The sequence below is a fragment of the Streptomyces sp. NPDC004031 genome, from assembly GCF_053604375.1.
This window is the reverse complement of record NZ_JBSGHL010000093.1, coordinates 1-21,093: the sequence shown is the minus strand read 5'-3', so window position 1 is coordinate 21,093 and position 21,093 is coordinate 1. Positions and strand designations below refer to the sequence as shown.

The 21,093-nt window shown below is 73.9% G+C and carries 21 protein-coding genes and 1 pseudogene; 13 read left to right on the top strand and 9 right to left on the bottom strand.

Annotated features, from left to right (window positions below; genetic code table 11):
* Both ACWERV_RS35015 and ACWERV_RS35010 read right to left on the bottom strand, forming a co-directional pair.
* Positions 1-642, bottom strand: a 642-nt coding sequence (locus ACWERV_RS35015) for a histidine kinase (RefSeq protein WP_452940788.1), incomplete at its 3' end; no start/stop codon positions are given.
* Positions 639-1,310: a DedA family protein gene (locus tag ACWERV_RS35010; protein ID WP_452940786.1), complete on the bottom strand. Its 672-nt coding sequence runs from the start codon at positions 1,308-1,310 to the stop codon at positions 639-641. The genes ACWERV_RS35010 and ACWERV_RS35015, both read right to left, overlap by 4 nt.
* 249 nt (positions 1,311-1,559) lie before the next feature.
* Between ACWERV_RS35010 and ACWERV_RS35005 the strand changes: the two are divergent.
* Positions 1,560-1,991: pseudogene (locus tag ACWERV_RS35005) on the top strand (zinc finger domain-containing protein); the annotation flags it as partial.
* Positions 1,992-2,007: 16 nt separating this feature from the next.
* Here the strand turns inward: ACWERV_RS35005 and ACWERV_RS35000 are convergent.
* Both ACWERV_RS35000 and ACWERV_RS34995 read right to left on the bottom strand, forming a co-directional pair.
* The gene (locus tag ACWERV_RS35000; protein ID WP_452940785.1) at positions 2,008-2,613 is read right to left on the bottom strand and encodes a hypothetical protein; all 606 of its coding nucleotides are present in this window, start codon (positions 2,611-2,613) and stop codon (positions 2,008-2,010) included.
* Positions 2,614-3,282: 669 nt separating this feature from the next.
* Positions 3,283-3,408, bottom strand: a complete 126-nt coding sequence (locus ACWERV_RS34995) for a hypothetical protein (protein WP_452940783.1) — start codon at positions 3,406-3,408, stop codon at positions 3,283-3,285.
* 123 nt (positions 3,409-3,531) lie between these two features.
* On the opposite strand from ACWERV_RS34995, the gene ACWERV_RS34990 reads away from it, so the two are divergent.
* Positions 3,532-3,939 (top strand): hypothetical protein, encoded by a 408-nt coding sequence (locus ACWERV_RS34990; RefSeq protein WP_398174484.1) that lies wholly within the window; start codon positions 3,532-3,534, stop codon positions 3,937-3,939.
* A 133-nt stretch (positions 3,940-4,072) separates the two neighbouring features.
* Here ACWERV_RS34990 and ACWERV_RS34985 read toward each other — a convergent pair whose 3' ends face one another.
* Positions 4,073-5,101 (bottom strand): alcohol dehydrogenase, encoded by a 1,029-nt coding sequence (locus tag ACWERV_RS34985; RefSeq protein WP_452940781.1) that lies wholly within the window; start codon positions 5,099-5,101, stop codon positions 4,073-4,075.
* A gap of 311 nt (positions 5,102-5,412) precedes the next feature.
* Here ACWERV_RS34985 and ACWERV_RS34980 point away from each other — a divergent pair, with 311 nt between their 5' ends.
* The 5 genes from ACWERV_RS34980 to ACWERV_RS34960 all read left to right on the top strand — a co-directional run bounded on the left by ACWERV_RS34980 (position 5,413) and on the right by ACWERV_RS34960 (position 11,726).
* The gene (locus ACWERV_RS34980) at positions 5,413-8,562 is read left to right on the top strand and encodes a glycoside hydrolase family 2 TIM barrel-domain containing protein (protein ID WP_452940780.1); all 3,150 of its coding nucleotides are present in this window, start codon (positions 5,413-5,415) and stop codon (positions 8,560-8,562) included.
* Positions 8,563-8,675: 113 nt separating this feature from the next.
* Positions 8,676-9,068, top strand: a complete 393-nt coding sequence (locus ACWERV_RS34975; protein WP_452940778.1) for a nuclear transport factor 2 family protein — start codon at positions 8,676-8,678, stop codon at positions 9,066-9,068.
* A gap of 83 nt (positions 9,069-9,151) precedes the next feature.
* On the top strand, positions 9,152-10,099 hold the full coding sequence (locus ACWERV_RS34970) for a DUF4232 domain-containing protein (protein WP_452940776.1): 948 nt from the start codon (positions 9,152-9,154) through the stop codon (positions 10,097-10,099).
* Positions 10,100-10,237: 138 nt separating this feature from the next.
* Complete coding sequence (locus ACWERV_RS34965; protein WP_452940775.1) at positions 10,238-10,714, top strand: Uma2 family endonuclease; 477 nt, start codon at positions 10,238-10,240, stop codon at positions 10,712-10,714.
* A gap of 103 nt (positions 10,715-10,817) precedes the next feature.
* The gene (locus ACWERV_RS34960) at positions 10,818-11,726 is read left to right on the top strand and encodes a hypothetical protein (protein ID WP_452940773.1); all 909 of its coding nucleotides are present in this window, start codon (positions 10,818-10,820) and stop codon (positions 11,724-11,726) included.
* A gap of 30 nt (positions 11,727-11,756) precedes the next feature.
* Here ACWERV_RS34960 and ACWERV_RS34955 read toward each other — a convergent pair whose 3' ends face one another.
* Complete coding sequence (locus ACWERV_RS34955) at positions 11,757-12,266, bottom strand: DUF4396 domain-containing protein (protein ID WP_452940771.1); 510 nt, start codon at positions 12,264-12,266, stop codon at positions 11,757-11,759.
* A gap of 485 nt (positions 12,267-12,751) precedes the next feature.
* Here ACWERV_RS34955 and ACWERV_RS34950 point away from each other — a divergent pair, with 485 nt between their 5' ends.
* Positions 12,752-14,458: a glucuronyl esterase domain-containing protein gene (locus ACWERV_RS34950; protein WP_452940769.1), complete on the top strand. Its 1,707-nt coding sequence runs from the start codon at positions 12,752-12,754 to the stop codon at positions 14,456-14,458.
* A gap of 105 nt (positions 14,459-14,563) precedes the next feature.
* On the opposite strand, the gene ACWERV_RS34945 is transcribed toward ACWERV_RS34950, so the two are convergent.
* The gene (locus ACWERV_RS34945) at positions 14,564-15,178 is read right to left on the bottom strand and encodes a histidine phosphatase family protein (protein WP_398174454.1); all 615 of its coding nucleotides are present in this window, start codon (positions 15,176-15,178) and stop codon (positions 14,564-14,566) included.
* 89 nt (positions 15,179-15,267) lie between these two features.
* Here ACWERV_RS34945 and ACWERV_RS34940 point away from each other — a divergent pair, with 89 nt between their 5' ends.
* Complete coding sequence (locus ACWERV_RS34940; protein WP_452940767.1) at positions 15,268-15,705, top strand: glutaredoxin domain-containing protein; 438 nt, start codon at positions 15,268-15,270, stop codon at positions 15,703-15,705.
* Between the two features lie 7 nt (positions 15,706-15,712).
* Here the strand turns inward: ACWERV_RS34940 and ACWERV_RS34935 are convergent, their stop codons facing one another.
* Positions 15,713-16,639: an AraC family transcriptional regulator gene (locus ACWERV_RS34935; RefSeq protein WP_452940765.1), complete on the bottom strand. Its 927-nt coding sequence runs from the start codon at positions 16,637-16,639 to the stop codon at positions 15,713-15,715.
* A 154-nt stretch (positions 16,640-16,793) separates the two neighbouring features.
* Between ACWERV_RS34935 and ACWERV_RS34930 the strand changes: the two genes are divergently transcribed.
* The 3 genes from ACWERV_RS34930 (at position 16,794) to ACWERV_RS34920 (ending at position 18,860) form a co-directional block, all read left to right on the top strand.
* Positions 16,794-17,729: an NAD-dependent epimerase/dehydratase family protein gene (locus ACWERV_RS34930; protein WP_452940764.1), complete on the top strand. Its 936-nt coding sequence runs from the start codon at positions 16,794-16,796 to the stop codon at positions 17,727-17,729.
* Positions 17,730-17,812: 83 nt separating this feature from the next.
* Entirely contained in the window at positions 17,813-18,253 is a 441-nt protein-coding gene (locus ACWERV_RS34925) for a hypothetical protein (RefSeq protein ID WP_452940762.1), read from the top strand.
* 82 nt (positions 18,254-18,335) lie between these two features.
* Positions 18,336-18,860 (top strand): pyridoxamine 5'-phosphate oxidase family protein, encoded by a 525-nt coding sequence (locus tag ACWERV_RS34920; protein WP_452940760.1) that lies wholly within the window; start codon positions 18,336-18,338, stop codon positions 18,858-18,860.
* Between the two features lie 39 nt (positions 18,861-18,899).
* Here ACWERV_RS34920 and ACWERV_RS34915 read toward each other — a convergent pair whose 3' ends face one another.
* The gene (locus ACWERV_RS34915; protein ID WP_452940758.1) at positions 18,900-19,565 is read right to left on the bottom strand and encodes a nitroreductase; all 666 of its coding nucleotides are present in this window, start codon (positions 19,563-19,565) and stop codon (positions 18,900-18,902) included.
* Between the two features lie 162 nt (positions 19,566-19,727).
* Here ACWERV_RS34915 and bla point away from each other — a divergent pair, with 162 nt between their 5' ends.
* The gene (bla, locus tag ACWERV_RS34910; RefSeq protein ID WP_452940756.1) at positions 19,728-20,675 is read left to right on the top strand and encodes a class A beta-lactamase; all 948 of its coding nucleotides are present in this window, start codon (positions 19,728-19,730) and stop codon (positions 20,673-20,675) included.
* The last annotated feature ends 418 nt before the right edge of the window (positions 20,676-21,093 follow it).

Here is a 21,093-nt window from a genome sequence, read left to right as displayed (position 1 = left end):
GAACAACTCCTCGGAGTTCTTGCGGCGTGCCCGTCCGAGCAGCATCGCCACCACGATCAGCCGCTGCTGCACCCCGTCGTGCAGGTCGCGCTCGATGCGGCGCCGTTCGGCGTCCACGGCCTCGACGATCCCCGAGCGCTGGGCGGCGAGTTCGTCGATCCGGCGGCGCATCCGGGTCATCTCGTCGGAGCTGAGGAAACGGCGGATCAGCCACCGTTCCAGCTCGACGACGGCGGCCAGGCCGGCCAGGTCGAGGAAGAGCAGCAGCAGGCCGGCGGTAAGGAGATACCCGGCGACTGGCCAGGTGGGAGCCATTCCGTCGGCATCGTGCCCGGCTAGCCAGCGCGGCAGCCCCGAGGCGACCGTCCAGCCGCCCGCCGCCAGCAGGAACAGCGCCCCGCCGCCGAGCAGGCCCACCGGGATGCGGCACCACAGGTAGGCAACGGCCCGGCGCGGTTCGATACCTTCCGGGGACGCAGCGCCCCTGCCGAGCAGCGCGGCCACGCGCCGCTGTTCCAGCTCGGCCAGGCGGACCGGCAGTCCGGGGGAGCGTGACAAGCCCCCCGCGGCGAGGACTGCGGGCGCGGCGAGCGCTGAGACCGCGCCAAGGGCGATACCGGCCGCGGCGAGTGCGAGCCTCATGCTCGGTGCCGAGCGCTCGAGCGGCGGCGCAGCCGCACTGCGAACCACCGGGCGACGCACAGAACCGCCACCGCCACGACCGCCTTTGACACCCATCCCCCGTATTCCTCCACCAGCCGCCAGTTGTCGCCGAGCCAGTATCCCAGCAGGACGAACGCGGTGTTCCAGATCAGGCTGCCGAGCGCGGTCAGGGCAGTGAAGGCAGCGACCGGCATGCGCTGGATCCCGGCCGGAAGGGAGATGAGACTGCGCACCACCGGCACCATGCGGGCGAGCAACACCGCGGCGTGGCCGCGGCGGGCGAACCACGCCTCAGCGCGATCGATCTCGTGCGGGCGGACGAGGGGGATACGGGCGGCGAGCGCGCGGGTCCGTTCGCGACCCAGGAGAGCGCCCGCGGCATACACGATCCAGGATCCGACGACGGAACCGACTGTGGTCCAGACAATGACGGCCGTCAGGCTCAACCGCCCCTGCCGGGCGGCGAATCCGGCCAAGGGGAGGACGATCTCACTGGGGATGAACGGCAGTACCGTGTCGACCAGGTTGGTCAGCCCGGCACCGGCGGCTCCGAGTGCGTCCATGACGTCGACGGCCCATCCGGCGATGCCGCCGGCGGGCTCGGCGGAGGCGGCGAGGAACGGCGCGGAGCTTGGCGTTGCGATCATGCAGCTCAGGCTAGGAAGCGGCCGTGGGGCGCACCATGCGGTCGGCTGCCCGATCGTACTGTGGTTTTCCGCAATCATCTGCGATCCTCTGCTGGTTTTAACCCACCACGCCAGGTGTCGATGGAGCCCCCCGCTGCCGGACGTGTTTCGTAGGTGGTCGCTCGTGAAACACCCGGCCGCGCGGTCGTCCACCTGCGGCGATCATGTTTCATGAGTTGTTGCAAACGACTGGACTCCTGAAACACCCTCATGAAACAGTCCGGGGTCGTGAGCGACGACTTCACGCGCGTGGAATCGCACGACTGCCCGATGACCACCTGTGCCGCCCCCGCGGGGTCCCCGTGTCGGACCGGCAAGGGCAAGGTGGCCATCCGGTACCACACCGCCCGCTTCCGCCTCGTACCCCAACTCGCCAAAGCGCTCAGCGTGCCGACCCCCGCTGTACGCAAGCCGGGCTCGGCATGGACCGAACTGCCCCGGCCCGTGAACGCCGGCGCCGAACCGGTCGGACATGTCCGCCCCGGCTACGCCCGCGCATCGACCGCCCGGCAGTCCCTCGACGCACAACTCGACTCGCCCGGCGAGGCCGGGGCCACCCGGATCTTCTCGGAGAAGATCTCCACCCGCGCCACCAGGCGACCGGAGTTGGAGGCCGCCGTGAAGCTCGCCGGGGAGATCCGCTCCTCCGGTGTCGCCGTCACCCTCGTCGTGCACGAGCACAAGCGGCTCGGCCGCGGCGTCGAACTCGCCATACCGGGACGGTGTTCGACCGCGCGGCCGACGGCAGGTGCCCGCCCATCTGCCGGGTGCGCCGCGCCTCCACGCTGGTGCGCAGCCGGTTGAAGCTCACTGCCGGTGGCGCCCCCGCATCGTCGGTCGGCCCGTGACCGGCCGCCCACGCGTTCATCTCGATGCCGGCGGTCATCGAGCCGCGGAACGGACTGCCGTGCGGGTCCTTGTGGCGGGCGCGGCAGTACGACCAGAACCAGCGCGGGTCGGCGGCCAGCGCCCGGCTGGGCGCCATCAGATCGTGCAGCAGCAGATACAGACCACCGGGCCGGCGCAGCTCCTGACCCGACTCGCCGATCTCCCACAACACCGTCTGGTACCACCGAGTGGAGCCGCGGCGGCGTTTGGTCAGGCGGACCTCGACCGCCTTGCCGTCCACGACGCGGTGCTCGGCCGGAAGTTCCTTGATCGTCTCGATGTTGCGGGCGGTGACGGCGGCCAGCAGCATCAGCATCGCCGGCAGGTCCGCGCGCACCGGGAAGAGCAGCCGGGCGGTGGCGCTGGTCTGGCGCACCCGCTCCAGCCGGCCCCCCCGCCGCCACGGTCCGCAAGTCCTCGGACTCCCGGCCGCTACCGGGGCCGGCCAGCACGCTCCGTCCTTCCATGATCCGCTCCCGCAGCGCCTTCACATCTGCGCGGGCCGCGGACACCAGGCGTCGCAGCTCGCCCTCGGAGTACCCCGGCACATGAGGCAGCGCCGAGGCGCGCACCCGCAGGACGTCGACCGCTTCGTGCGGCACACCTTTGGTCGGCGGCATCAGCCGCAGCACGGCCACGACGTGTTCCACGATCCGCAGCGCGTACACCGGCCGCATGGTCGCGGCCAGGCTGTCGGCGAGGAACACGGCGTGCTCCACCCGCGCCTCGCCAGGAGATTGCGGAGGATCGTCCATGCCCGTCAGGGTCCGCAGGAACCGGCGCAGCGGCGACCACATCGCGACCGCCGAGGCCGCGGTGCGAAGGCCCCCGCCCGGACCGATCCGGGCGGCCACCGCGACCGCGAGGTCCTCGTGCCAGCCCGGCAGCTCGCAGTCGGCGAAGTCGAAGGTACGGCGCCGCCCGTCCTCCCCCTCGAAGTACACGCACACGCCGCCGCGGGCCGAGCAGCCGATCGCCGAGGCGACCTCGTACGTACCGGCCGGCAGCGCGGCCCTCACCCCCGGACGGGTCGTCCCGCGGCCGCTCACGCCGCGCCCGCCGTCTCGTCGACCACGTCCGCGGGCAAGTCCCAGCCGTCGGGCACCAGCGCCATCCTGGTATGCACCTCCAGCTCCGCCAGGACGTGCAGGTAGATCATCGTGGGTTTCACCGTCCGCCCGGTGCTGAAAGCGCCGTGCGACCGGTGTGAAACCCGCCCGGCGGAAGCTCTGTTCCACGAGGAAGCGCGGGGCCCGCAAGGGGGCCCCGGCCCCGGCCGAAGGAGCAGACCACCATGGCACTCACCCTCTCCGCCCAGGACGAGCAGACCCTCCGCACCGCCGCCTACGGCGCCGTCAGCCTCATGGCCGCCGCGGGCGCGACCGGCAAGCCGCACAAGGCCGCCACCCACGGTTCGATCGCGCTCGCCTCGGCGACCGGCGAGGTCGGCCACGTCCTCGCCGCCAAGTCGAAGATCGGCGACCTCGGCGGCCGGTCCGTCGCGGAGATGGCCGACCGCGTGCTGCCCGCGCTGACCGCGACCATGAGCCTGCTGAAGAAGCAGGACGCGCAGGAGGCGGCCGGTTTCCGCGGCACCGTCCTCACCGCGGTCGAGGCCGCCTCGCTCGCCCAGAAGGGCGCGTTGGCCCCGGTCATGGCGGACATGACCCGCAAGATCACCGCCGCGCTCGACGCCGCCTGACGGTGCCGGGGGCGCAGCCCGGCCGCCGTCCGCCGCCGCCCGCGCGAGCGGGCCCGCGCGCACCGCCCGCGAACCCGTCGCCGGATCCCGGCGGCGGGTTCGCGGGCGTACCCGGACGGGCGGGGCGGGCGGATCAGCCCTCGTGCGGGAGCAGCACCATGCGGAAGCGGGCCTTGCCCGAGAGCATCCGGCGGTAGGCGGCGTCGGCGTCGGCCAGCGGGGCCGTCTCGATCATCGGGGTGATGCCGTGCAGCGCGCTGAACGCCATCGTGTCCTCGACGTCCTGCGAGGTGCCGGACGGGTGGCCGCGAACGACCCTGGCCTGCATGATCAGTTGGAGCGGGGCGATACCGAGCGGCTCGGGGGTCGCGCCGATGACGACCAGTTCGCCGCGCGGGCCGAGCCCGTCCACGGTGGAGGCGATCGCCTCGGAGTTGCCGACGGTGGCCAGTACCACCTTCGCGCCGCCCAGCTCCCGCAGGGCGCCGGCGGCGGGGGTGGCGGCGCTGTCGATGTAGTGGTGGGCGCCCAGTTGCTTGGCGAACTCCGCCTTCTCGGGCCCGCGTGCGATGGCGACCGTCTCGAAGCCCATCGCGGCGGCGTACCGCACACCGAGGTGGCCGAGCCCGCCGATGCCGAGGACGGCGACCAGGTCGCCGGGGCGGGCGGCGCTGCGCCGCAGCCCGTTGAAGGTCGTCACGCCCGCGCACCCCAGCGGGGCCGCGTCGGCGGACGACAGGCCGTCGGGGATCCGGGCGAGCGCGTCGGCGGGCGCGACGACGGATTCGCCGAAGCCGCCCTCGTACGCCCAGCCGGGCACCTTGAGGTTCTCGCACACGATGAAGTCGCCCTGGCGGCAGGCCGTGCAGTGGCCGCAGGACCCGCCGAACCACCCCACGGCGACCCGGTCCCCGGCGGTGAAGCCGCGTTCGGCGACCCCTTCGCCCAGTTCCGCGATCCGCCCGGCGATCTCGTGTCCGGGCACGAGCGGGTAGGACAGACCCGGATACCCGCCCTCCACGAACCCGGCGTCGCTGTGGCAGATCCCGCACGCCTCGACGGTGATCCGCACATGCCCCGGTCCCGGTGGCGGCGCCTCGCGCTCGGCGATCGCCAACGCCTTGCCTGCGGCGGGCACTTGGGCAACGCGATAGGTGGCCATGCGTTCCTCCGCGGATTCTCCCGGCGAGCAGTCCTCCTCCCATGAGAGCACGCCCGGCCCGGCCCCGCGCGACGACCCGCGCGCGGGCGGGCGGGGCTCACGGGCTGCTCACGGGTGGCGCACAGGCTGCGGTGATGCCCGGCGGAGGGGGCCCGGCCGGGGAGGGAAGGTCGCGCACGGCTCTTGACCGGCGCGGGAGCGGGGCTGCAAGAATCCGTGGCGGGTTGATCGATTCTGTTTGGTGCTGATCAATTCTGGTGGATGTGTCATGCCCATCCGCTGCCCGTACGCCTGCCCGAGGAGTGGTCACAGTGCCGGTAAACCGCAGGTCGTTCCTGGTCACCGGAGCCGCGGGGGCCGCCGTTCCGGCGCTTCCCGGGCTCGTCGCACCCGCGCAGGCGAGCACTCCCGGCCGGGGGAGCGGCGCACCGGGGCGTGCGGCCGCGTTCGATCCGGCCTCCCGCAGTCTCGACCTGTCCGACGGGTGGCGCTTCGCGCTCGCCGACCTGGACGGTGCCGACGATCCCACGGGCGCGTACGCGGGGGCCGCCGAGCCCGGCTACGACGACTCCCGGTGGCGGGCGGTCGCCGTCCCGCACGACTGGAGCATCGAGCTGACGCCGACGACCGAGCACAACACCTCGGGCGGCACCGGCTTCCTGCCCGGCGGGCTCGGCTGGTACCGCAGGACGTTCACGCTGCCGAAGGCCCTCGCCGGGCGGCGGATCTCCGTCGAGTTCGACGGCGTCTACATGGACAGCTCCGTCTACGTCAACGGCACGCTCGCGGGCAGCCACCCGTACGGCTACACCGGCTTCGCCTTCGACGTCACCGACCTGCTGCACACCGACGGCCGCACACCCAACGTGCTCGCCGTGCGGGTGCGCAACCAGCTCCCCAGCAGCCGCTGGTACTCCGGCAGCGGCATCTACCGGCACGCCCGCCTCGTCGTGACCGACCCCGTGCACATCGCCCGCCAGGGCACGTACGTGACGACGCCGGGTCTCGCCGAGGCGCTCGCCGCCGGGAAGCCCGCGACGGTACGGGCCGAGGTCACCGCCGTCAACGAGTCCGGCGCGGCCCGTACCGCGACCGTCGTGGCCACCGTCCGCGACCCGGACGGCCGCACGGTGGCGACCGCGAGCACCCCGCTCGACCTGCCCGGCGCCGAACCGGTCACCACAGAGGTGGAGTTGGCGGTCAGGGCGCCACGGCTGTGGTCCTTCGACACCCCGCACCGCTACACGCTGGAGACCGAACTGCGCCTGGACGGGCGGGTGGTGGACGCGCTGCCCGCCGTCTTCGGCTTCCGGCACGTCACCCTCGACCCCGACCAGGGGCTGAGCCTCAACGGCAGCTACGCCAAGATCCAGGGCGTCGACCTGCACCACGACCAGGGCGCGCTGGGCTCCGCGGTCAACCGGGACGCGCTGCTGCGCCAGATGACCCTCATGAAGTCGATGGGCGTCAACGCCTACCGCACCTCGCACAACCCGCCCTCGCCGGAGATGATCGACATCTGCGAGGAACTGGGCATCATCATGATGGTCGAGGCCTTCGACTGCTGGCACACGGGCAAGAACACCTACGACTACCACCGCTTCTTCGACACCGAGAGCTCCGCCGACATCGCGGAGATGGTGCGCGCGGCCCGCAACTCGCCCGCCGTCGTCATGTGGTCCATCGGCAACGAGATCCCCGACTCCACCAGCACCGCCGGGCTCGACATGGCCCAGCGCCTCATCGACGTCGTGCGCTCCCTCGACCCGACCCGGCCCGTCGTCATCGGCTCCGACAAGTACCGCGGCCTGCCCGCGGTCGGCTCGGCCGCCGACCTCATGCTGGCCAAGCTCGACGGCCTCGGCCTCAACTACAACACCGCGGCCTCCGTGGACGCCCTGCACGCCCGCTACCCGCACCTTTTCCTCTTCGAGTCCGAGTCCTCCTCCGAGACCGCGACCCGCGGCACCTACCAGGAGCCCGACCACCTCAACACCGGCGAGAACTACACGCCGGGCAGACGCGCCACGTCCTCGTACGACAACAACCTCGCCTCGTGGACGATCAGCGGCGAGTACGGGCTCAAGAAGGACCGCGACCGGCGGTTCTTCGCCGGGCAGTTCCTGTGGGCGGGCATGGACTACATCGGCGAGCCCACGCCCTACTCCGTCTTCCCGGTCAAGGCGTCCTTCTTCGGCGCGGCCGACACCGCGGGCTTCCCCAAGGACATGTACCACCTCTTCCGCAGCCAGTGGTCGCGCGAACCGATGGTGCACCTGGTGCCGATGGACTGGACCGACCACGCGGCGGGCGAGACGGTCGAGGTGTGGGCGTACTCCAACGCCGACACCGTCGAGCTGTTCCTCGACGGCCGGTCCCTGGGCGTGCGGCGCTTCGACACCAAGAAGACGGCGGACGGGCGCACCTACCTGGAGACGACCGAGGCGACCGGCGACGACCGCACCGTCACCGGCGGCCCCTACCCCGGCAGCTACACCAGCCCCAACGGCAGCGCGGGCAAGCTGCACCTGACGTGGCAGGTGCCCTTCGCGGCGGGCGAGTTGAAGGCGGTCGCCCGGCGCGGCGGCCGCACCGTCGCCACCGACGTCCTGCGGACGGCGGGCCCGGCGCACTCCGTACGGCTCACCGCCGACCGCAAGTCCCTGCCCGGGGACGGGCGTTCGCTGGTCTACGTCACCGCCGAGGTGATCGACGCCCGGGGCGTCGTGGTGCCCGGCGCCGAGGACCTGCTGACCTTCGCCGTGACCGGCGGCTCGCTCGCCGGACTCGACAACGGCCGCCAGGAGAGCGCCGAGCGCTACCAGGCCACCACCCGCACCGCCTTCCACGGCAAGGCGCTCGCGATCGTCCGCGCCGGTACGAAGGCGGGCCGCCTCACCGTCACCGCGAGCGCGCCCGGCCTGCGCGCCGGCACCGTCGCCGTCCACCTCGACCACGCCGCCGGCGTCGTGACGACCCCGCCCGCCCGGCTCGCCCCCGGCCCCGTCGCCTCCCCCGACTACCCCCTGGCGGACGCCAGTTACTCCGGCGCCGCCACCACGCTGCCCGCCGCGATGCTCGACGGCGACCCGGCCACCGGATGGTCCAACGCCTTCCGCAAGGCCGCGACCGCCCTGCTCCCCGCCTTCAGCGGCGCCCGCGCCGCCGACTGGGTGTCCGTGACATGGGCCGAGCCGCGCGACATCGCCTCGGTCGCCGTCACCTTCACGATCGACGCCACGCACTCCCTCCCGGCGCGGGTCACCGTCTCCGCCTGGGACGGCGACCGCTTCGTGCCCGTCGCCGCGCCGTCCGTGACCTGGGCGACCGCGTCGGGCGAACCCACGACCGTGAGCTTCACCCCCGTCCACACCGCCCGGCTGCGCCTCGACCTCACCTCCGCCGCACCGGACACGGCGGACGGCGCCCAGCGCATCACCGAGCTGACCGTCACCGGCTGAGCCCCCGTTCCCCGCCGCGCGCCCGGGTCGTGGGGGTCCGGGCGCGCGGGCGGACCCAGCGGGCGGACTAGCGTGGTGCCCGTAACGGCCTTACGGGTGGGAGGACTTCGGTGATGACCGACACGACTGGGGCAGGCCCCGAAACGGAGCTGCGGGAGGCCGAACGGCGCCTCCGGACGGCGGTCCTGGCGGGCGACGCCGACGCGCTGGACGCCCTGCTCGACGACCGCGCCCGCTACACCGGCCCCGACGGCGGCGTCCTCACCAAGGCCGACGACCTGGCCGCCCACCGCTCCCGCACCCTCGTCGTCGAGGCCTTCGACCAGGAGGAGCTGACCGTCACCGTCGCGGGCACGACCGGCGTCACGTACGTGCTCGCCGCCCTGCGCGGCACCGCGGCCGGCGAGCCCTTCGCGGCCCGGCTGCGGTACACCAGGACATGGGTGCGCGGGTCGGACGGCTGGCGGGTGCTGGCCGCGCACGCGGGGGCGGTCGCCGCGGGGTGAGGCGGACATCGGTGACAGGACCGTTGCAGTAAATGTGAGCCCCGCCACAGGGGTTGGGGGCCGTGCGCCGGTTGGGTGGGACGATGCGAACCCCCCTGACCCCGGCCGTGCTCGCCGCCGGCCTGTTGCTGCTGCTCGCGGGCTGCGGCACCCAGAAGGCGACGACCCCAGGCGCCCGCACCGCCACCCTCTGCGTGGTCCCCGACCCCGTGAAGGGCACGGCGGCCGGGCGGGGCGTGCGGATCACGGGTGTGACGGGCGGCGGCACACCGGAGTGCCACGGCTCCTCGCGCACGCTCCAGGTGCACTACGAGGTCGCCAACGACGGCCCGCAGGCCCGTACGTACACGGTCGGCGTCGAACTGCGCAACGCCGCCGGGCAGGTGCTGGACACCGTGCAGGCCACGGTGCCGGACGTCGCCGCGGGCGCGAAGGTCCAGGCGACGGTCGACGGCGCGAGCTTCGGCACGGACGCCGCCACCGAGGTCACCCGGGTCCGCCTGGCGCAGGTCCGCGACGTCCCCGCGGCCGAGGCCCCCGCCGCGTCCGGCCCCTGCCCCGCCTCCGGCGTCCGCGTGACCGCCGACCGCGGCGACGCGGCGATGGGCCTGCGCGTCGTCGGCCTGCACCTCACCAACTGCTCCGGCAAGCCCTACGTCCTCGACGGCTACCCCGCCGTCACCCCCCTGGACGAGGACTGGAAGGTGCCCGCCACCGTCGCCGTCCTGCACGGCACCGGCGGCATCACCGTCCTCCCCGACTTCGACGCCCCGCCCCGCCGCATCACCCTCGCCCCGGGCCAGACCGCCCACTCCGGCCTGGTCTGGCGCAACACCGTCACGAACGGCACCAACGTGGCGGCCCCCTACGTCCGCGTCGTCGCCCGCCCCGGCACACCCCCGGTCATGCTGACCCCCGAACTCGACCTCGGCACCACCGGCAAACTCGGCGTCCAGCCCTGGACGAAGGACCCGAAGCCCTACTCCCCGCCCCCCTCGACCTCCGCCCGCCCGAGCACCCGGGAGAGCTGAGCGGGCGCGGGGGCCGAGCCGGTCGCCGTATCCTGGCCGCACACGGGAAGGAGCCGTCCAATGAGCGTCGACGCGATCGTGCACACCGAATTCCCCGAGGGGTACACGGTTCTGTTCGGGGCTGGCGGAAAGGTGATCATGACTCCGCAGAGCTTCGAGCACTCCGAGACGATCAAGATGCTGCAGTACAGCACGATCATGTCGCTCGGCCTCTTTGCGAAGACTTCCTCCGACGTCTACATCGACTTTCCCGCTGACGAATACTCCGCCCCCGACCTGGCGATCCTCCGCGAGGGAGCCCGCCGGGAGGGCAAGCGCTTCAGCTTCGAGGACGTCCTGCTGATCTCGGAAGTCGTCTCGATGTCGTCGGCGCGCAAGGACTACGACGACTGCACCGCCAAGTACGGCCGCTACGGCATCCCCGTCTACATGGTCGTCGACCCCTACGCCGAGGAGGTCGTCCTGCATACCCAGCCGACCTCCACGGGCTACATCGCGGCGCACACCCACAAGTACGGCACGGGCGAAGTCCCCATCGACCTGGGGGACGGCCGCACCTTCGTTCTCGACCTCGACCTCCTTGCACGGCAGGCGTCCGAGTCCAAGAACCACTGAGCCGCCGCCTCACCCGTACGGGCGAATCCTGTCGGTCGCGGAACCCCCGGGGGGTATCGTGGCGGGCGGTTGATCGGGTTTCGCGGCGAGGGGCGTTCCGGCGATGGCGTACGGCGGCAGGCGGCAGCGGGCGGGCGCGATGCGGGTGGCGGCTCTCGCCGTCGTCCTCGGGGTGGGCCTTGCCGCCTGCGGCTCCGGGGCCGGGGGCGGCTCGTCCGTGCCGGGGACGCACCACCACGCGATGCCCTCCGCGTCCATGCCCGCCGGCATGCCCGGCATGGACGGGACGGCGGACAGCGGCGGCGGGCTCTCCGACGCCTCCGGCGGCTACCGCATGACGTCGGCCACCGCCGAGGGCATGCCCGGCATGGCGATGCCCTACCGCTTCACCATCACCGGCCCGGAGGGGCGCGCCGTCACGAGCTTCGCCGTCGAGCAGACGAAGCGGCTGCACTTCTACGCGATCCGCTCCGACCTCACCGGCTTCCAGCACCTGCACCCCGCGATGGCCGCCGACGGCACCTGGACGGCCGCGCTGCCCGCCCTCGCGCCCGGCGCCTGGCGGCTGTTCGCGACCTTCACGCCCTCCGCGGGCGAGCAGGGCCTCGTCCTGAGCCGTACGCTCACCGTCCCCGGCGCCGCGCACGCCACGCCCCTGCCGAGGCCCGCGGCGAGCGCGGAGGCCGACGGCTACACCGTCAGCGTCCGGGCCGACCTCACCGCCGGAAAGGCGGGGCCGCTCACGGTGGCCGTGGCCAGGAGCGGGGCGCCGGTCACCGACCTGGAGCCGTACCTGGGGACGTACGCCCACCTGACCGCCTTCCACGCCGGGGACCAGGCCCTCGCGCATCTGCACCCGGAGTCCGCCGTACCGGCGGGCGGCGGCAAGGGCGGGCCCGAGCTGGCCTTCCACGCCGAGCTGCCCGAGCCGGGCGAGTGGCGGCTCTTCCTGCAGTTCCGGGCGGGGGGCGCGCTGCACACGGCGGCGCTCACCCTGCACGTGGCCGGGTGAGCGCCGTACCGCCGGGCGGAGCGGGCGGGGTCAGTGGAAGGCATGGACGACGGCGTGGCCCTTGCCGCGGCCGATCATCCAGCGGTTCACGGGCGTCGTGAGGAGGAAGGCGGCGACCAGCGAGAAGGCCAGCGAGCCCCAGAACAGGGCGTCGCCGAGCCCGGCGGCGAGGGCGCCGGGGACCCCCACCATGACGGTGTTGTCGATGATCTCCATGACGGCGATCGAGACGGTGTCGGCGGCCAGCGCGATCTTCACCGCCTGCCGCACGGGCACCTGCGCGCGCAGGACGCCGCGCATGGTCAGCGCGTAGCCGAAGACGAAGGCGAGGGCGATCGAGATCACGACGGTGGGGCCGTTGGACAGGCCCGCCGCGGTGGCGATCACCATGCCGAGGACCTCGCCGATGGCGCAGCCGGTGAGGCAGTGGAGGGTCGCCTGCGCGGCCGTACGCCATGTCGTACGGCTCCAGCCGCCGCCGTGACCGTCGTGCCCCGCGTGGCCGTCGTGTCCTGCGTGGCCGTGGCCGGAGTGGTCCATGCCTGGCTCCTTCGTGAGCGTGCGGATCAGGTGTGCGCCGACGTCAACGGTATACCCCCCAGGGGTATTCCGCACTCCTGGGATCGCCCCGTCCGCCGCGTTCTGACGCTCGCAACATTCGGAAAGCTTGCCGACACGTGGCCGGAAGTCGCCCTCAGAGGGAATCCCCAGGTCAGAGTGATGTTGGTGGCCGATTCCCGCCGCTCGGGCCGCCCGTCCCGAGCCCGTACCCACCGGTAGATGTGCGAAAACAGCCAACCTCAAGCCCCCACGTTCGGCATATTGTCAGCCTCCCGCGCGGTACCTAACAATGGGAGCGCTCCCAAGATCGGCCTGGCCTCGGCGCCGATGCCGGCGCTCCTGGAGCGCCCCCGCGGCGCACTCCCCCCACCACCCGGCGGCCGCGCGCCGCCCAGCCCAGGAGGTCCCCCATGCGCTTGTCCCGTTCCCGGTTCCGGCGGTTCCGGCCCAGAGCGTGGGCGGTCGTGACGTTCGCGGCCGTCGCGGGCCTGACGAGTGCCGCGCTCGCCGTCCCGCAGGCGGGCGCCGCGCCCGCCCCGCAGACGGCCGCGGCCGCGCCCGCCGCGCCCGCCGCGCTCACCGCGTCCGTCGAGGACGACGGCGCCGACTGCGCGGTGGGGTCGAACAACCCGGCGTCCACCTCCCAGCTCCCCGACCCCTTCACCCGTCTCGACGGCACGCGCGTCAGCACGGTCGGCGACTGGCGCTGCCGCCGCGAGGAGATCAAGCGGCGCGCCGAGACGACCGTCTACGGCACCAAGCCCGGCAAGCCCGCGAGCGTCACCGGCACGGTGTCCGCGACCAGCATCACCGTCAACGTCTCCGACCAGGGCAAGAGCGCGAGCTTCTCGGCGAGCGTGAGCCTGCCGAGCGGCACCGGCCCCTTCCCCGCGGTCATCGTGCTCGGCGGCCTGGGCGCCGACACCGCGACGATCAAGGCGTCCGGCGCCGCCGTCATCAGCTACGACCCGACCGCCGTCGGCAAGGAGGGCACCCCGCGCAGCAGCAAGCAGGGCGCCTTCTACTCGATCTACGGCTCCACCAGCAGCACGGGCCTGCTGATGGCCTGGTCGTGGGGCGTGAGCCGGATCATCGACGTCATCCAGCAGTCCGGCGGCACCGTCCTCAAGGCCGACGCCACGGGCGTCACCGGCTGCTCGCGCTACGGCAAGGGCGCGTTCGTCGCGGGCGCGTTCGACCAGCGCATCGCGCTGACGATGCCGATCGAGTCCGGGTCGGGCGGCACGGACGTCTTCCGCAGCATCCCGTCCGACAGCGGCGCGCAGCCGCTGGACAGCGCGTACACCGAACAGCCGTGGCTCGGCGACGCGTTCGGCTCGTACACCTCCAACCCCAACGCGCTGCCCGTCGACACCCACGAGATCGTCGGCATGATCGCCCCGCGCGGCGCGTTCATCATGGAGAACCCGCACGTCGACTGGCTCGGCGCGAAGTCCGGCAGCCTGGCCGCGCTCGGCGGCGCGGAGGTCTACAAGGCCCTCGGCGCGGGCAGCAACCTCTCCTACTGGTCGGACGTCGCGGACGGCACGCACTGCGCGGTGCGCCCGGAGTGGAAGGCCCCCCTCCAGGCGAGCATCCAGAAGTTCCTGCTGGGCACGGGCAGCGCGCCCGCCGTCTTCCGCGTCTCGTCCCTGAAGTCCGCGAACCTGTCCCAGTGGCGTACGTGGACGACCCCGACCCTGAGCGGCGACGCGTCGGGCGGTACGACGACGGGCACGTCGTCCGGCACGTCGTCCGGGACCTCGACCGGTACGTCCACCGGCACGTCCACCGGCACATCGACCGGCACTTCGACGGGTACGAGCACGGGCACGTCCACCGGTACGACCGGCTCGACCACCGGCGGCACCGGCTCCGGCTGCTCGGCGACGTACAAGACGGTGAACTCGTGGGCGGGCGGCTACCAGTCCGAGGTGACGGTGACGAACACCGGTACGTCGGCGATCTCCGGCTGGAAGACGGCCTTCACCCTCCCCTCCGGTACGTCGATCACCCAGGTCTGGAACGGCACCAACACCGGTACGAGCGGCGCGGTCACGGTGACCAACGCGTCCTACAACGGCGCCCTCGGCGCGGGCGCGAGCACCACGTACGGCTTCACGGGCAACGGCACGGCCCCCAGCCCGACCGTCAGCTGCACCACCGGCTGACCCGACGCCTCCGCCCCGCCCCCCGGCTCCCCCCGGCGGCGGGGCGGACGGCGTGGTCCGGGTCGCGGCGGACACCGAAGGCCGATGGCACCGCGACGACCGGCTCTAGACCCGCACGCCGGGGGAGAAGCCCGTCCAGCGCAGGTCCGGGGGCAGGTGGGTCATGTCGTTCTGGACCAGCAGTGAGGTCGGGCGGCCGGGGGCGTAACGGAGCACCGTCAGGCTGGCGTTGCCGTGGTTGAGGCCCAACCAGCGCCAGGCGGGGGCGTCGAGGGCGTGGCGGACGAGCCAGCCGACGAGGAAGTTGTGCGTCACGACCACCTCGTGGACGTCGGCCTCTCCCTCGGTGGGGCCGGTGAAGCGTCCGATCGCCTCCTTCGCGAGCCGCTCCCCGTAGGCGCGCTCCTCGTCGGTGACACCGGCGAGGAAGCTCAGCAGGAAGTCGGCGCATTCCGTGGGGAGTTCGTCGCGGCGCGGCACGTACGGCACGTAGTCCCCGGCGACCTCGCACGCGTGCAGCCGGACTCCGTCCAGGTGTGCGCCGACGGCCTCCGCCGTCTCCCGCGCGCGTGTCAGCGGGCCGTGCCGGACGGCGGACACCGGATACCCGGCCAACCGTTCGCCGAGCAGGTGGGCTTGGCGCCGTCCGCGCTCCGACAGCCGGGTCTCGTCCGGCACCGCCTCCGCGTGCCGCACGAGATACAGGTACCTGGTGCCCATCGTGTCCGCCTCTCTCCCCTCTGGAAGCGACGCCTCCGTGCGGCCCGGGGGTTCCCGCGCCGGCTGAGGGCGGGAGTAGCGTGCCGGGCATGATGCGTGTGTGGGGGATGGCGGTCGTGCTGTTCGTCGTCGGCGGGTGTGCGGGCGGGGTGCTGCTCGCCCGGGGGGACTACGCGGGCGGGGGCGCCTTCGTCGGCGGGTTCCTGGTGATGGGCGTGGTGAACTCGCCGGTGGTCTTCCCGCGGTCGGTGACGGCCGCGGAGGCGGGGCGGCGCAGTGCGGAGGACGGGCGGCCGGTCGTGTACTGGCGGCCGGGGTGCGCGTACTGCCTGCGGCTGCGCGGCCGGTTGGGGTGGCGGGCGCGCCGGGCGTACTGGGTGAACATCTGGCGGGATCCGGCGGGGGCCGCGGCCGTGCGGGAGGTCAACGACGGGAACGAGACGGTGCCGACCGTCGTCGTCGGCGGGCGGGCGCACACCAATCCCGACCCGGCGTGGGTGCGGGGCCAGTTGGCCGGTCCGGCGTGATGCGCGCCTAAACCCGCTGGGCGGCGCGGCGGTACTGGCCCGGCGCCTGGCCGTACTCGCGTCTGAAGGCCTTCGCGAAGGCGAACTCCGAGGTGTAGCCGGTCTGTCCGGCGATGACGCGCAGGGGCGCGTCGCCCTCGCGCAGCAGTCCGGCGGCGGTCGTCATCCGCCACCAGGTGAGGTAGGCCAGGGGCGGTCGGCCCGCGAGGGCGGCGAAGCGCTGGGCGAAGGTGGCCCGGGACATACCGGCGAGGGCCGCCAACCGCTCGACGGTCCACGGGCGTTCGGGGTGGGCGTGGACGGCGTGCAGGGCCGCCGACAGGGCGGGGTCGTTGAGGATCGCCGCCCAGCCGGTGGTGGTGGGGGCCGTCACCTGCTCGTCGAGCCAGGCCCGCAGGACGAACAGCAGCAGCATGTCGACGAGCGAGGTCAGGATCGCGCTGGTACCGGCCTGCGGGGTGGCCAGTTCGCGGCCGAGGAGTTCGACGGTGGCGCGCAGCGAGGTGTGCCGGCCGACCTCGGAGGGGAGCCGGACGATGTCGGGCAGCTCGCCGAGCAGCGGATGGGTCCGTTCGCGGTCGAAGTAGTAGGCGGCGCACAGCATCGTGGTCGTGGCGCCCGCGCCGTCGATGCGTACCTGGTCGAGCGGGGCGTCGCCGTCGCCGGGGCCCGGCCGGAAGTCCACCACCGGGCTGCCGGGGTGGTCGGCCAGGGCGTAGCCGGTCGCGCGCGGGAGGAAGACGACGTCGCCGACGCCGAGCGCCTGCGGTTCGCCGCCGGTGGGCATCAGCCAGCAGGAACCCCGCAGGATGACATGGCAGCCCGCTCCGTCGCCGGGCGGGAAGCCCACTCCCCACGGGGCGCGGGCCAGGGTGCGCGCCGCGTGGGGCCGGCCGCCGCGCATGGCGGTGAGCACATCGCTGAGCACGTCCACGGAAAGCACCTTAGCCCCCGCCGTCGCGCGCTGCGTCAGACGCTCGGACATGGATCCCGGCGCATCAGCCATGGTTCGTCCCGGGGACCGTCCGTACGGTGATTTTCCGGGCGGCCGACCCGCCGCCCGCGAACCGACGAACGTGGAGATCACCTTGTCCTTGCATGTCGTGGTGGGCGCGGGCCCCACCGGAAGTGCCGTGGCGCGCCTGCTGGCCGGATCCGGGGAGCGGGTGCGGGTGGTGTCGCGGCGCGGCGCCGGGCCGGACCACCCGGACATCGAACGGGTGACGGCCGACGCCACGGACGTCGAGGCCCTGGTTGCGGCGGCGAAGGGCGCGAGCGTGCTGTTCAACTGCGCGATGCCGCCGTACGACCGGTGGCCCGCCGAATGGCCGCCGCTGGCCGCGGCGTTGCTGTCGGCCGCGGAACGGACGGGCGCGGCCTACGTCATGCTCGGCAACACGTACGGGTACGGGGCGGTGAACGGCCCCCTCACCGAGGATCTGCCCATGGCGGCGACGACCGTCAAGGGGCAGGTCCGCGCGCGGATGTGGGCGGACGCGCTGGCCGCGCACGAGGCGGGCCGGGTCCGCGTCACCGAGGTCCGCGCCACCGAATACCTCGGGGCGGGCGCCGCCTCGCTCTACACCCTGCTGGTGGTCCCCGCGGTGCTGGCCGGGCAGCCGGTGACCTACCCCGGCGACCTCGACGCCCCGCACAGCTGGAGCCACACCGGGGACGTGGCCCGCACACTCGTCGCCGCCGGGCGCCACGAGGGGGCGTTCGGCCGGGCCTGGCACGTGCCGTCCACCTCCGACCTGCCGGCCCGGCTGCTGACCGCGCGGCTCGCCGAGATCGCCGGGGCGCCGGCACCGGTGCTGGACGTCATGCCGCAGGAGGAGCTGCGGCGGCTGGGCCGGGCCGACCCGGTCATGGCGGAGATCCCCGAGATGCGCTACCTCTACCAGCAGCCGCACATCCTGGACGCCACCAGGACGGTACGGGAACTCGGCCTCGGGCCCGCCACCCCGCTCGACGACGTCCTGGCCGAGACCGTCGCGTCGGGTACGGCACCGGCTTCCGCGTAGGGCGTCGCGCCTGCCTCCGCCGCTCCGGCTCCCTCCGAGCCGGGGCCGGGGTATCGTCGCGGGCATGACGACACGAAAGGGCGATGCCGCGTAGGCCGCCCGGCGCGCTACGCGCCGCACCGCACGCACGCCGGGCAGGCGCCCGGCCGTACAGCCAGGTCAGGGGTCTGGGGAGAAGCGCGCAGGCCGCCGTACGGCGGGCCGAGGCGGGCAGGTTCGGGCCCGGCTTCCTGAGCGGGGCGCTCGCGACGTACGAGGGGTTCCTGCGGCAGCCCGGCCGCGTGCTCTACCCGCCGCTGCCCGACTGCCCGTGCTGCGACATCCTCGACGCGCGCGACGACATCGAGGAGCTGCTCCACACCCTCCCGCCCTCCGCTCGGCGGGAGTTGGGGCGGATCGTGGCACGGCTGGACGCGGAGTTCGCACGGCGCACGCTGCCGGACCCGTTCGCCGCCGCGCAACCCGGAGGGAGCCGGCGGCACCAGCGCCGCCCGTGGTGGCACCTGCGGCTCACGGGGGCCTGAGGTGTGTCGATCGGCGGGCGGTCCGTTCGACGCAAGGGGTGAGGGGCCGCGGTCGGCGCGGCCCGCGAGGCGAGGAGCCCCCATGTCCGCAACCACGACCGACGAGTTCGCCGCGCTCCCGCAGGGCGACGTGCGGCTGCTGCACGGTGCGACCGCCCAACACCTGCTTGCGTCGAAGGAGTTGGCCCGGGTCGGGTACGTCGCCGCCGACGGCACGCCCCGGGTCTTCCCGATGCTCTTCCACTGGACCGGCGAGGAACTGGTGCTCTCCACCTTCCACCCGGCCCGGAAGATCGCCGCGTTGCGGGCCAGGCCCGCGGTGGCGGTCACGATCGACGCGGCCGGGAAACCGCCGCGGGCGCTGCTGCTGCGCGGCCGGGCGGAGGTGACGGACGTGGCCGGGGTCGTCCCCGACTACCGCCTCGCGCTGCACCGTTACGCGGGAACGCGCGAGGAGGGCGACGCCCAGGCGGACGCCGTGGACCACCCGGGCCTGCGCATGGCGCGCATCGCGATCCGCCCGACGTGGGTCGGCGTGCTGGACTTCGTGACCCGCTTCCCCGGCGGCAGCTCGGCAGCCGAGTTCGACGCGCGCGGCTCGTCCTGACGCGCGAGGCCCGGCGGCGCGCTGCTGCGGCACCGGCCGTCAGTCGCCGACGAAGCGCACCGTCTCCGGCAGCGGCGCGCGGTCCGTGAACAGGGGCGGGGCGCCCGCCGGTTCGTACCCGATCGCGAGCCCGCACAGCAGGACGTGGTCCGCGGGGGCGCCGACGGCGGCGGTGACGGTCGTGCGGTACATCGTCCACATCACCTGCGGGCAGCTGTGCAGGCCCTCCGCGCGCAGCAGCAGCATCACCGTCTGGAGGTACATCCCCGCGTCGGCCCACTGACCCGGGCCCATCGCCGGGTCGAGGTAGCAGAAGAGGACGGCCGGGGCGCCGAACGCCCCCGTGTTCAGGGCGGCGATCTTGCGCGGCCGGTCCGGGTCGTTCCGCGCGATGCCGAGCGCGCCGTAGCGCTGGGCCGCCGCCGCGGCGAAGCGCTCCGCGTAGGGCGTCACCAACTCCGCCGGATACATGGGGTATTCGCGCGCGTCGCCCGGATCCCCGGCCGCCGCACGGGCGGTGGCCCGCCGCTTGAGCTCCGCGAGCGGACCGCCGGTCACGACGTACACCTGCCACGGCTGGAGATTGCCGCTCGACGGTGCGTGCGCCGCGGCGTCCAGCACGCGCCTCAGCACCTCGCCGGGTACGGGCGCGTCGCTGAAGGCCCGCACCGCGCGGCGGCTCCGCACGGCCTCGTACACGTCCATCCCGCTCCCCCGTCGCTGCGAGTCCTGTGCCTTGCCTTTTTCTGTGCCTGCCCGCGCCGTGGCCGGCCCGGCCCGGCCCGCCCCGCAGCATCGCACGGGCGGCGCGCCGGACCGCGCGGCGGGTCTTTGACTCCGGCCGGGCCGGGCGTGAGGGTGGCGGGCATGGCCCGTACCGCCCGCCGCCCCGCCGCCGCTGCCGCCGCCGTCCTGGCCCTCGGCCTGCTCGCCGGATGCGGGAGCGGCGGCGCCCCGGTGGGTCCCGCGCCCGCGCCCGCGTCGGGCAAGGCGCCGCGGGCCACCACCACCACCACGACCGCGCGGCTGCCCACCTCCGACGCGGTGTTCCGCGCCCTGGAGGACCGCTACGGCGCCCGCGTCGGCCTCTTCCTCCTCGACACCGGCACCGGCCGCACCGTCACCTACCGGCCCGACCGCCGCTTCGCCGCGTGCTCGACGCTCAAGGTGCTCGCCGCGGCCGCGCTGCTCCAGCAGCCCGGCACCGACCTCGACCGCACCCTCACGTACGACCGCTCCGACGTGCTCGACCACGCGCCCGTCACCGCGCGGCACGTCCGCGACGGCATGGCGCTGCGCGACGTCATGGACGCGGCACTGCGCTACAGCGACAACACCGCGGAGAATCTGCTGCTCCGCGAACTCGGCGGCCCCGCGGGTCTGCAACGGGCCGTACGCGGTCTCGGCGACACCACGACGCGGACGGACCGCACCGAGCCCTCCCTCAACGAGGCCGCCCCCGGCGACGACCGCGACACCAGCACGGCCCGCGCACTCGCCGCCGACCTGCGCGTCCTGCTGCTCGGCAACGCGCTGCCCGCCGACCGGCGGGCCCTGCTCCTGGACTGGATGACGCGCAACACGACGGGCGGCCCCTACATCCGGGCGGCGCTTCCCGCCGGGTGGACCGCCGCGGACAAGACCGGGAGCGGGGGGTACGGCACGCGCAACGACATCGCCGTCGTCCGGCGGGACGGGGCGGCGCCGCTCGTCGTCGCCGTTCTCACGGCTCGCTCGCGTGTCGACAGTGCGTCTGCGGATCGGCTGATCGCCGATGTGGTGGAGGCGGGCCTCACCTCCCTCCACCTCCGATGAGGTCCCCATCCCGGTGAGGCTTCCCCCGCCGGGGGGCTCGTTCGCGCTGCCGCGCGGGGCCCTCGTCTTTCGAGGCGCGGCCCTCGCGAGCGGCGCCTACCGCGCCGGGGGAGCGTTTTTTGGGGCGCGCGTGCGGCGCTGGGCACTCGTTTCTCGGGGGTGCGCGTGCCGCGCGGGGCACCCGTTTTCGGGCTGCGCCTGCGGCGCTGGGCACCCGTTTTCGGGGCGCGCGTACGGCGCGGGACAGCCGTTTTCCGGGGCGCGCGTGCGGCGCGGGGCACCCGTTTTCCGGGGCGCGCGTGCTGCGCGGTGGGCCCGTTTTTGGGCTGTGCGTGCCGCGCCGGGGATCCGTTTTTTAGGGGCGCGGGGAACTGCGCGACAAGCCCCCACCGGGGCGCGGGTAGTCGACCGGCCCGAA